Raw genomic sequence first — 11,150 nt, 5'->3', positions numbered from 1 at the left:
CAGGGAATGTTTCGCAAAAAATCACGGAACCCCTGGAACCTGCCTAAACTCCAAACTGCGCGGCTGGAACGAATAACCGGCCCACTGGCACCATTAGGGGCCAGCACCCTGTCCATTGGTATGCACACAAAGAGAACATAGCTATGAAACGGATTCTTCTTGGTACTCTCTTCACCGTTGTATCCATCAACGCCATGGCTCAGGCGCCAGGCGGTCCGGACTGCGGTTGGGGCAACATGCTGTTCGAAGGTCAGCGTGGCACCCCGGCACACTTCCTGGCATCCACCACCAACGGCACCTCCGGTAATGCAACTTTCGGCATGACCTCCGGCACCAACGGTTGCTCGACCAATGCGGCGCTGACCTATGGCGGCAAATCCTGGATTGCCATGAATGGCATGATGAACGAGCTGTCCGAAGACATGGCTAAAGGTCAGGGCGAAGCGCTGACCACTTACGCCGTGGTACTGGGCGTGGCGCCGGAAGACCGTGCGCACTTCGCCGCCGTGACTCATCAACACTTCCAGCAAATTTTCAGCAAGGCTGACGTGACCGCTGAAGACGTGCATACCAATACCCTGGCCGTATTGAAGAACGATCCTCGTCTGGCCAAGTACGCCACTCAAGCTTAAGCTCGACCCGTCCCGCTCTCTTTGGGGAGCGGGTTTTATTTTTGACCCCGGCCCTTTTGGCCTGCCCCTTTGGGTCTTTGTTACTTTCGACTTAAGTTGCTCACTATGCTCAAACGCCTTGCCTGGCTGGCGCTCTGTGTCTGCGCCCCGCTGTCCGCCGCGCCCCACATCGACAATCAACGTTTGCAGCAACTGGCCAACGACCCCTTCTGGATTTCCCTGGGTCATTACGAAACCGCCAAGCTCGGTGGCTGGCGCAGCTATGTCAGCGACAAGAAATTCTTTCTCGCCTCCGATGGCAACGAACACCCCGACCGCGAACTGGCGGCGACCGTACAGGCGCTGTATGCCCCGGCCAGTGCCGGCGAGCAGCATGCGCAATGCGTCTATCCGGCCCGTACTCGCTGGCTCAAGGCGCAACTTGACCTGACGGATCTGCCGTCGCTGGACTGTGCTGAATTCAAGCAATGGTTCAAGGACGTTTCGCCCCACAGTGCGGTGATGATTTTCCCGGCCGCTTACCTGAACAGCCCGTCGTCGATGTTCGGCCATACCTTGCTGCGCATCGATCAGGCCGATGTGCAGCGCGACAAGACCTCGCTGCTCAGTTACGCGATCAACTTCGGCGCCTACATCGAAGGGTCGGACAACAGCATTTTGTATGCGTGGAAAGGCCTGATGGGTGGTTATCCAGGGCTGTTTGCACTGGTGCCCTATCAGGAAAAACTCTCGGAATACCGTAACCTCGAAAACCGCGACCTGTGGGAATACCGCCTGAACCTGACCCAGCAGGAAACCGAGCGCATGGTCGAGCATGTCTGGGAGCTCAAGCAGATCCAGTTCGACTACTTCTTCTTCGATGAAAACTGCTCCTATCGCCTGCTTGAGCTGCTGCAGGTGGCGCGGCCGGGCCTGAAGCTGACCGATCAGTTCCCGTTGACCGCCATTCCCACCGACACCGTCAAAGCGGTGAAACAGGCCGGGCTGGTGGAGTCGATCGAATATCGCCCGTCCCGCGAGCGTGAACTGCTGAGCCGCGCGCAGCCGTTGACCGATGAAGAGCAGCAGTGGGTGCTGAAAATCAGCGCCGATCAGAAGCAATTGCAGGAACCGGCGTTCAAGGCGCAACCGCGCGAGCGTCAGGCGTTGATCATCGACGCGGCCTATCGTCTGGAGCGTTATCGCGCCAACGGCCAGGAACGTGACCCGCAACGGGCTCAGCGCAGTTTCGAATTGCTGCGCGCGATCAATCAGAACCCGCCTCCTGAACTGGACATTGCGCGACCTGGCTTGCCCGAGGATGGCCACGAGTCCCGCACCTGGCAGGCCGGCATCGGCACCCGGGGTGACCAAGCCTTCGGCGAATATGGCCTGCGCATGGCCTACCACGACCTCAACGACAACGCCGAAAGCTTCCCCCTTGGCGCGCAGATCGAAATCCTGCAGATGAAGCTGCGCCAATACGAAGGCAATCACTGGCAGTTGCAGCAACTGGACCTGGCGACCATCCGCTCCCTGACCCCGCGCAACGCGCTGTTGCAGCCGCTGTCGTGGCAAGTCACCGGCGGCCTGGAGCGTGTGCCGGGCAAGCATGATGACGAAACCCTGGTCAGTCATGTCAACGGTGGTGGTGGCGGGACCTGGCAACTGAGCGACGACATGCTCGGGTTCGCCTTGGGCACCGTGCGCGTGGAGCACAACAACGACTTCGCGGGCTTCATTGCCCCGGCAGCGGGCTTCAACAGCGGTTTGCTGTGGAAAAACCCGCTGGGGAATTTCAGCCTGGAAGCCAAGGGCGATTACTTCACCAACGGCGAAGTGCGCCGGAGCATGAGCCTGAATCAGCAGTGGGAGTTGTCGCGCAACCTCGGGCTGCGCCTGAGTGCCCAACGCGAATTCAGCCACCTGGCATCACCTGAAAACGAAGTGATGCTTGAAGTGAAGTGGTATCACTATTGATCTTTTGACCCTTCTTTCACTCCCATCCGACAAATCCGCTTCTAGACTTCCCCTATAGGCCGTTGAACGGCCCTGGAGTCCGAGATGTGGCGTTGCGTGGGTGTGTTGGGGTTGTTGCTATTGGTTACAGGGTGCCAGTCGACTCACGAGGATCTGATCGCCAAAGGGTATCCGCCGGCGTTCGCCGATGGCTTCGATGACGGTTGCAGCAGTGGCCGGCAAGCCGCCGGGGCAATCACCGGTGAATTTCGCAAAAATGTCCCACGCTACCTCAAGGACAAGCAATACGCAGAAGGCTGGACCGATGGCTTGCGTCAATGCCAGGCCATGCGGGAAAGCGAGGATCGCAACGAGTACAGGGAACGCCATTGGGATGAGCGCGAAAGGGCCTGGCAACGAGAGAAAGACCGGGACGCCGCGCGAGCCTATCGCTCGCAATAAGTCGTTTACAGACATTCGTCGAAACTTAAAGCACGCGACCATGGCCCAAACCCTATAACGGGAGAACAACATGAGTCGCGCCTTCGTCAATGAAGATAACGCTGCCGCGCAAGCCGACCTGCCAGTCGAACGACAGGTCAGCGCGCAGCCCAATTACGTCACACCCGCCGGGCTCATGCAGCTTCAGGCGAAAGTCGCCGTGCTGCAAAGCCTGCTCGACGAGGAAAGCGCCAAAGGTGACCTGGCCGACAAGCAGCGCCAGGCCGACCTCGATCGCGACTGGCGCTACTTCAAGCAGCGCCTGCAAAGCGCACAGGTGGTCGCACAAGCCTCCTCGACCGACAAAGTGCAGATTGGCAATTGGGTGACCTTTGCCGACGAGCACGATCATGAACAGCGCGTGCAATTGGTCGGAGAAGACCAGGCGGATGCCGCCCATGGACTGATCAATTGGAGTTCACCGCTGGGACGGGCATTACTGGGTGCGCACGTAGGCGATGAAGTGTCGTGGAAGCGGCCGGTGGGGGATATGGTGATTGAGGTGCTGGCTATAGAGATCGGGTGAGTCCGATGGCGCCTTCGCTGTAGGAGCGAGGCTTGCTCGCGAAGGCCACACCGCGGTGCCACTGAAAACCCATAAAAAAACGGAGCCCCCGAACGAAGGCTCCGTTTTTTTTATGCAGCCAACCTGAAATCAGGCCAGTTTTTTGTGCCGTACCCGGTGCGGCTGGGAGGCCGCTTCGCCGAGGCGCTTCTTGCGATCGGCTTCGTACTCGGTGTAGTTGCCTTCGAAGAACACCGCTTGCGAGTCGTCTTCGTACGCCAGGATGTGAGTCGCGACGCGGTCAAGGAACCACCGATCGTGAGAGATCACAATGGCGGCGCCCGGGAAGTCCAGCAAGGCTTCTTCCAGGGAACGCAGGGTTTCAACGTCGAGGTCGTTGGACGGTTCGTCGAGCAGCAGGACGTTGCCGCCCTCTTTCAGGGTCAGGGCCAGGTGCAAGCGACCACGCTCACCACCGGACAGGTCCTTGACGAACTTCTGCTGATCGCCACCCTTGAAGTTGAAACGACCGACGTAGGTACGCGACGGGATCTCGTAGTTGCCGATGCGAATCTGGTCGGAACCGTCGGAGATCTGCTGGAACACAGTCTTACTGCCATCCAGGTCTTCACGGCTCTGGTCGACGCACGCCAGTTGCACGGTTTCGCCGACTTCGATGCTGCCCGAATCCGGCGTTTCCTTGCCCATCAGCATGCGGAACAGGGTCGATTTACCGGCACCGTTACCACCGATCACGCCAACGATGGCGCCTTTAGGCATGGAGAACGACAGGTTGTCGATCAGCACGCGATCGCCGTAGCCCTTGGTGACGTTCTTGAACTCGATGACCTTGTCGCCCAGGCGTGGACCGGCCGGGATGTAGATCTCGTTGGTTTCGCTGCGCTTCTGGAATTCCTGCGATTGCATTTCTTCGAAGCGTTGCAGACGAGCCTTGGACTTGGACTGGCGGGCCTTGGCGCCTTTGCGCACCCACTCCAGCTCTTCCTTCATGGCCTTTTCGTGAGCCGATTGCTGCTTGGATTCGGCAGCCAGACGATCGGACTTGGCTTCGAGCCAACCCGAATAGTTGCCCTCGTACGGGATACCGGCGCCGCGGTCGAGTTCGAGGATCCAGCCGGCAACGTTGTCCAGGAAGTAACGGTCGTGCGTGATCGCAACCACGGTGCCCGGGAAATCGTGCAGGAAGTGCTCCAGCCAGGCGACGGAGTCGGCGTCCAGGTGGTTGGTTGGTTCGTCGAGCAGCAGCATGTCCGGGGCGGACAGCAGCAGGCGGCACAGGGCCACACGACGCTTTTCACCACCGGAAAGATGTTCAACCCTGGCATCCCAGGCCGGCAGACGCAGCGCATCGGCAGCGACTTCCAGTTGGCGATCCAGGTTGTGGCCATCGCTGGCCTGCAGGATGGCTTCAAGTTTGGCTTGCTCTGCAGCCAGCTTGTCGAAGTCGGCATCCGGATCGGCGTAGGCCGCGTAGACCTCGTCCAGACGCGCCTGGGCGTCCTTGATCACGCTGACCGCTTCCTCGACCACTTCACGCACGGTCTTGGTCGGGTCCAGGATCGGTTCTTGCGGCAGGTAGCCGATGTTCAGGTCCGGCATCGGACGGGCTTCACCGTCGAACTCGGTGTCGACGCCTGCCATGATTTTCAGCAGCGTGGACTTACCCGAACCGTTGAGACCGAGGACGCCGATTTTGGCGCCGGGGAAGAACGACAGCGAAATGTTTTTCAGGATTTCCCGCTTCGGCGGAACAACTTTGCCCAGCCGATGCATGGTGAAGACGTATTGAGCCATGGAGAACCTAGGGTCAGTGACTGATGAATGATTGGAGCGCAGGCGATGCCCGGCCAGGCCATGCGCGTCGTTCGTTTGATGGGTATCAAGGCGTGCGCGCTGAAAAAAACCTGAGTCTAGGAGCTGGAACGCTCCCGCGTAACCGGCAAAGCTACCTCATTGACAGAAGGCAGTCCAGCCGAGCGGGGCTGGCACTTCGCCACAACTCAAGGCATGCTAGCCGCCCTTCGGGCGTCCGGCTTATAGTGCACGCCGCGCCAGTCCAGCCAAACCGCAGGATTACAGTTTGTCCAATGTCACTCCGCCACCGTCCGCGAGCGTGCTCAACCCTGGGCTCGGCTCGCCCCTGCGCGGAAGCTTGAAGGGCGCGCTGGCGACTCTCGTGCTGTTGCTGCTCGCACTGCTGTTCTGGCAGTTGCTGGATCAACTGCGCGAAACCCAGAAAAACCAGCGCCAGTACACCATCAACTACACCGCCGACCTGGCTTCGCAAGTCAGCCTCAACATGGCGCTCAACGCCCAGATCGCCCTTAATCTGCTACCGATCGTCGAACAACCGCAAAGCGCCGACGAACAGCAGACATTGCTGCGCAAACTGCAACAGTCGCTGCCCGACCTGCGCAGCCTGGCGCTGCTCAGCCCCTCCGGGAAAGTCCTGAGTGACAGCGCCGTCGACAGCCAGGACGCCAACTACCTGAGCGAACTGGTCCAGCGCAGTCGCGCCCAGGCCCACTATTTCAGCAATGCCGATGACGGCTCGGTGGTGCACCTGCTCCTGCATCAGGCCAGCGGCAGCACTCGCGGCTACTGGGCCCTGCGCCTGACACCGACATTTTTTTCTTCATTGACCAAACAGGGCGACGCCGGCCTTCGCCCCCTGTGGCTGGTGGAAAACCGCATCAATCATCAGATCATCAGTCGCGATGACGCCCTGCCTTCAGCCAAACCCGCAGCGCTGACACCCGACGAACTGACCAACAGCGTATTGATCGTCCCCCTGAGCAGCAGCGACTGGCAACTGCGCGGGCTGTTCGACCGGCAACGGGTGATCGAACAACTGCTGCCGGCATTCATCGGCAAATGCCTGCTGGGCCTGGCCTTCTCACTGTTACCGTTCATCGCTTTGCTGAACATTCGTCGCCGCCAACGCCAACTGCATGAAGGCCGCCGACGCTATCAGGACATCTTCGAAGGCACCGGTGTTGCCCTGTGCGTGCTGGACCTGTCCGGGCTCAAAAGCTTTTTCGACAAGGCGCAACTCACCAGCAGCGAGCAGCTGAGAACCTGGCTCGGGATACCGGAGCAACGCCAGCAACTGTTGCAGGAACTGCGCATCACCGAGGTCAACCAGGTCGCCCTGCAACTGCTCAACGTCAATTCCTGCGATCAGGCCTGGAAACTACTGATCAACGGCTGCCCACTGGACTGCACGGCCATCGGCAATCAAGTGCTCGAAGCGGTGCTCCACCAGCAGAAACAGCTTGAGCTGGAAATCAAGCTTCAGGACGCCAATGGCCGCGACCAGCACTTGTGGCTCGTGCTGCGCCTGCCGGAAGATCAGCCCGACCATAGAGCGGTGATCCTGAGCATCAGCGACATCACCAGCCGCAAACTCATTGAGCTTTCGCTGCTGGAGCGCGAAGGATTCTGGTCCGATGTGGTGCGCACCGTGCCGGATCACCTGTATGTGCAAGACGTGATCAGCCAGCGGATGATCTTCAGCAACCATCACCTGGGGCAGACGCTGGGTTACAACCGCACCGAGCTGCACCAGATGGGCGAGTACTTCTGGGAAATCCTCTTGCACCCGGAAGATGCCGACTACTACCACCGCTCTCGCCAATCTCAGCGTCAGGCGGGTTACACCCAATTGCTGCAGTGCCAGCTGCGCTTCCGTCATCGCGATGGCAAATGGCGGCGTTTCGATATTCGCGAACAGGCCCTGGCGCGGGACAAGCACGATCAGGTCACGCGCATCATCGGTGTGGCCAAGGACATCACCGAGCAGATCGAAGCCAGTGAATCCCTGCGCGACAGCGAGCAGCGCTACCGGATGCTCGCCGAAAGTATCAGCGACGTGATTTTCTCCACTGACAGCAAGATGGCGCTCAATTACGTCAGCCCTTCGGTGCAAGCGGTGCTGGGCTTCGACGCCGACTGGATATTCCAGAACGGCTGGCAATCGACCATCGCCAACCCGCAACAACTGAGCGGCATCTACAGCCTGATGGACCGGGTCAGCAAAGCGCTGGATAAACCCGATCAACTGACACTGCTGCGCAGTCAGGTGCAGACCCAACTGTTTTTGTTCGACTGCCTGCGGGCCGACGGACGCAAGATCCCTATCGAGTTGCGTCTGGTGTTGGTCTGGGACGAACACGGCGCCTTCGAAGGTGTGCTCGGGGTCGGTCGCGACATCAGCCAGCAACGCCGGGCCGAGAAGGACCTGCGCATGGCGGCCACGGTATTCGAGCACTCCACCTCGGCGATTCTGATCACTGACCCGGCCGGCTATATCGTCCAGGCCAACGAGGCCTTCAGTCGCGTCAGCGGCTATGCGGTGTCCCAGGTGCTCGATCAGTTGCCGAACATGCTCACCGTCGACGAGCAGCAGGAAACTCATCTGCGCTACGTGCTCAAGCAATTGCATCAGCACAGCACCTGGGAAGGCGAAGTCTGGCTCAAGCGTCGCAACGGCGAGCACTATCCGGCCTGGGTCGGGATTACGGCGGTGCTCGACGACGAAGGCGATCTGGCCAGTTATGTGTGTTTCTTCAGCGACATCAGCGAACGCAAGGCCAGTGAGCAACGGATTCACCGCCTCGCCTATTACGACGCCCTGACCCACCTGCCCAACCGCACGCTGTTCCAGGATCGCCTGCACACTGCGCTGCAATCGGCCGAACGGCAGAAGTCCTGGGTGGTGCTGATGTTCCTCGACCTGGACCGCTTCAAGCCGATCAACGACTCCCTGGGTCATGCCGCCGGCGACCGCATGCTCAAGGAAATGGCCACGCGCCTGCTCGGCTGCGTCGACGATGACGACACCGTGGCGCGTATGGGCGGTGATGAGTTCACATTGCTGCTGCAACCCCGGGTCAACCGCGAGATCGCGCTGAACCGAGCCATTCACGTGGCCGAACAGATCCTCGCCAGCCTGGTGAAGCCGTTCGTGCTCGAAGGCCGCGAGTTCTTCGTCACCGCCAGTATCGGCATCGCCCTGAGTCCTCAGGACGGTAGCGAACTCAGTCAGCTGATGAAGAACGCCGACACCGCGATGTACCACGCCAAGGAACGCGGCAAGAACAACTTCCAGTTCTATCAGGCCGACATGAACGCCAGCGCCCTGGAGCGTCTGGAGCTGGAAAGCGACTTGCGCCACGCTCTGGAACAAAACGAATTCGTGCTGTACTACCAGCCGCAATTCAGCGGCGACGGCAAACGCCTGACCGGCGCCGAAGCCCTGCTGCGCTGGCGCCATCCGCGCCGCGGCCTGGTGCCGCCAGGGGACTTCATTCCGGTGCTCGAAGAGCTCGGGCTGGTGGTGGATGTCGGCGACTGGGTGATCGGTGAGGCCTGTCGTCAACTCAAGACCTGGCACCAGGCCAAGGTGCGGGTGCCGAAGGTCTCGGTGAATATTTCGGCCCGGCAGTTCTCCGACGGGCAGCTCGGCACGCGGATCGCCACCATCCTCAGGGAAACCGGCCTGCCGCCGGCGTGCCTGGAGCTGGAGCTGACCGAAAGTATCCTGATGCGTGAAGTCAGCGAGGCGATGCAGATCCTCGCCGGACTGAAAAACCTCGGCCTGAGCATTGCGGTCGACGACTTCGGCACCGGTTATTCATCGCTCAACTACCTCAAGCAATTCCCGATCGATGTGCTGAAAATCGACCGCACCTTCGTTGATGGCCTGCCGTCGGGCGAGCAGGATGCGCAGATTGCCCGGGCGATCATCGCCATGGCCCACAGCCTCAATCTGGCGGTAATCGCCGAGGGTGTGGAAACCCACGAACAGCTCGACTTCCTGCGCGAGCATGGCTGCGATGAGGTTCAGGGCTACCTGTTCGGCCGCCCGATGCCGGCCGGCCGGTTCGAAGCGCAGTTCAGCAATGATGCGTTGTTCATGTTCGACTGAAGAGGAACTTCTGTGGCGCGGGGGCTTGCCCCCCGTTGGGTCGCGAAGCGGCCCCAAAACCCGCGATGACATTTCTTCAGACAAACCGTGTTCGCGCAAATTACGACTGCTTCGCAGCCGAACGGGGGCAAGCCCCCTCGCCACAGACGCTACAAATCCTGCGCATGAACACCACTTGTCTGCGACATGATGTCCTTTCATATGCCATCTAAAAGCGGTTGGGTTAGAATGCCTCCCTTTTCTGCCCCGATCCTTGAGGACCGCCATGTTCAGCCGTGATTTGACTATTGCCAAGTTCGACGCCGATCTTTTTGCCGCCATGGAGCAAGAAGCTCAGCGCCAGGAAGAACACATTGAGCTGATCGCTTCGGAAAACTACACCAGCCCTGCGGTGATGGAAGCTCAAGGCTCGGTACTGACCAACAAGTACGCCGAAGGCTACCCGGGCAAGCGCTACTACGGTGGTTGCGAGTTCGTCGATATCGTCGAACAACTGGCCATCGACCGCGCCAAAGAGCTGTTCGGCGCCGATTACGCCAACGTTCAGCCGCACGCCGGTTCGCAAGCCAACAGCGCCGTTTACCTGGCCCTGCTGCAAGCGGGCGACACCATTCTGGGCATGAGCCTGGCTCACGGTGGTCACCTGACCCACGGTGCCAGCGTTTCTTCCTCCGGCAAGCTGTACAACGCCGTTCAGTACGGCATCGATGCCAATGGCCTGATCGACTACGACGAAGTCGAGCGTCTGGCCGTTGAGCACAAGCCGAAAATGATCGTGGCCGGTTTCTCTGCCTACTCGCAGGTTCTGGACTTCCCACGCTTCCGCGCTATCGCTGACAAGGTTGGTGCTTACCTGTTCGTCGACATGGCCCACGTGGCCGGTCTGGTCGCCGCTGGCGTCTACCCGAACCCGGTGCCTTTCGCTGACGTGGTGACCACCACCACCCACAAAACCCTGCGCGGTCCACGTGGCGGCCTGATCCTGGCTCGCGCCAACGCCGACATCGAGAAGAAGCTGAACTCCGCAGTATTCCCGGGCGCCCAGGGCGGCCCGCTGGAGCACGTGATCGCTGCCAAGGCGATCTGCTTCAAGGAAGCGCTGCAGCCTGAGTTCAAGGCCTACCAGCAACAAGTAGTGAAAAACGCCCAGGCCATGGCCGGCGTGTTCATCGAGCGCGGTTTCGACGTGGTGTCGGGCGGTACTCAGAACCACCTGTTCCTGCTGTCGCTGATCAAGCAGGAAATCTCCGGTAAAGACGCCGACGCTGCACTGGGCAAAGCGTTCATCACCGTGAACAAGAACTCGGTACCGAACGATCCACGCTCCCCGTTCGTCACCTCCGGCCTGCGTTTCGGTACCCCGGCTGTGACCACTCGCGGCTTCAAGGAAGCCGAGTGCAAAGAGCTGGCCGGCTGGATCTGCGACATCCTGGCTGACCTGAACAACGAAGCGGTGATCGACGCCGTTCGTGAGAAGGTCAAGGCCATCTGCAAGAAACTGCCGGTGTACGGCGCTTAATTGCCCCGCTAAACCGCAGCAATGAAAAAACCGGCCAGTGATGGCCGGTTTTTTTTCGTCCGCCATAAAGATCAATTGGGGTTGGCACCACTGGTCAGACCGGTC

7 protein-coding genes are annotated in these 11,150 nt (G+C 60.1%); 6 read left to right on the top strand and 1 reads right to left on the bottom strand.

From position 1 onward, the window contains the following. The first annotated feature begins 143 nt into the window (after positions 1-143). The 4 genes from AC07VO_RS18660 (at position 144) to AC07VO_RS18645 (ending at position 3,597) form a co-directional block, all read left to right on the top strand. On the top strand, positions 144-632 hold the full coding sequence (locus AC07VO_RS18660) for a DUF3015 domain-containing protein (RefSeq protein WP_018925873.1): 489 nt from the start codon (positions 144-146) through the stop codon (positions 630-632). A gap of 105 nt (positions 633-737) precedes the next feature. After that, entirely contained in the window at positions 738-2,591 is a 1,854-nt protein-coding gene (locus AC07VO_RS18655; RefSeq protein WP_086945912.1) for an Lnb N-terminal periplasmic domain-containing protein, read from the top strand. Positions 2,592-2,675: 84 nt separating this feature from the next. Then, positions 2,676-3,032 (top strand): hypothetical protein, encoded by a 357-nt coding sequence (locus AC07VO_RS18650; RefSeq protein ID WP_018925871.1) that lies wholly within the window; start codon positions 2,676-2,678, stop codon positions 3,030-3,032. A gap of 70 nt (positions 3,033-3,102) precedes the next feature. Then, on the top strand, positions 3,103-3,597 hold the full coding sequence (locus AC07VO_RS18645; RefSeq protein ID WP_018925870.1) for a GreA/GreB family elongation factor: 495 nt from the start codon (positions 3,103-3,105) through the stop codon (positions 3,595-3,597). A 129-nt stretch (positions 3,598-3,726) separates the two neighbouring features. Here the strand turns inward: AC07VO_RS18645 and ettA are convergent, their stop codons facing one another. Beyond that, complete coding sequence (gene ettA / locus AC07VO_RS18640; RefSeq protein WP_018925869.1) at positions 3,727-5,391, bottom strand: energy-dependent translational throttle protein EttA; 1,665 nt, start codon at positions 5,389-5,391, stop codon at positions 3,727-3,729. A 286-nt stretch (positions 5,392-5,677) separates the two neighbouring features. Here ettA and AC07VO_RS18635 point away from each other — a divergent pair, with 286 nt between their 5' ends. Beyond that, positions 5,678-9,526, top strand: coding sequence for a sensor domain-containing protein (locus AC07VO_RS18635; protein WP_064620477.1), 3,849 nt, complete (start codon positions 5,678-5,680; stop codon positions 9,524-9,526). A gap of 265 nt (positions 9,527-9,791) precedes the next feature. Beyond that, complete coding sequence (gene glyA, locus AC07VO_RS18630) at positions 9,792-11,045, top strand: serine hydroxymethyltransferase (RefSeq protein ID WP_018925867.1); 1,254 nt, start codon at positions 9,792-9,794, stop codon at positions 11,043-11,045. The last annotated feature ends 105 nt before the right edge of the window (positions 11,046-11,150 follow it).

This window comes from Pseudomonas sp. GW821-FHT03E01 (assembly GCF_059420765.1).
Note: the sequence above shows the minus strand (reverse complement) of the source record. Positions and strands in the feature narration are given on the sequence as shown.

What these genes read in the sequence shown, in the direction of transcription:
- AC07VO_RS18660 (WP_018925873.1), top strand. Translation starts at nt 144, where the DNA reads ATGAAACGGATTCTTCTTGGTACTCTCTTCACCGTTGTATCCATCAAC.
- AC07VO_RS18655 (WP_086945912.1), top strand. Translation starts at nt 738, where the DNA reads ATGCTCAAACGCCTTGCCTGGCTGGCGCTCTGTGTCTGCGCCCCGCTG.
- AC07VO_RS18650 (WP_018925871.1), top strand. Translation starts at nt 2,676, where the DNA reads ATGTGGCGTTGCGTGGGTGTGTTGGGGTTGTTGCTATTGGTTACAGGG.
- AC07VO_RS18645 (WP_018925870.1), top strand. Translation starts at nt 3,103, where the DNA reads ATGAGTCGCGCCTTCGTCAATGAAGATAACGCTGCCGCGCAAGCCGAC.
- ettA (WP_018925869.1), bottom strand. Translation starts at nt 5,391, where the DNA reads ATGGCTCAATACGTCTTCACCATGCATCGGCTGGGCAAAGTTGTTCCG.
- glyA (WP_018925867.1), top strand. Translation starts at nt 9,792, where the DNA reads ATGTTCAGCCGTGATTTGACTATTGCCAAGTTCGACGCCGATCTTTTT.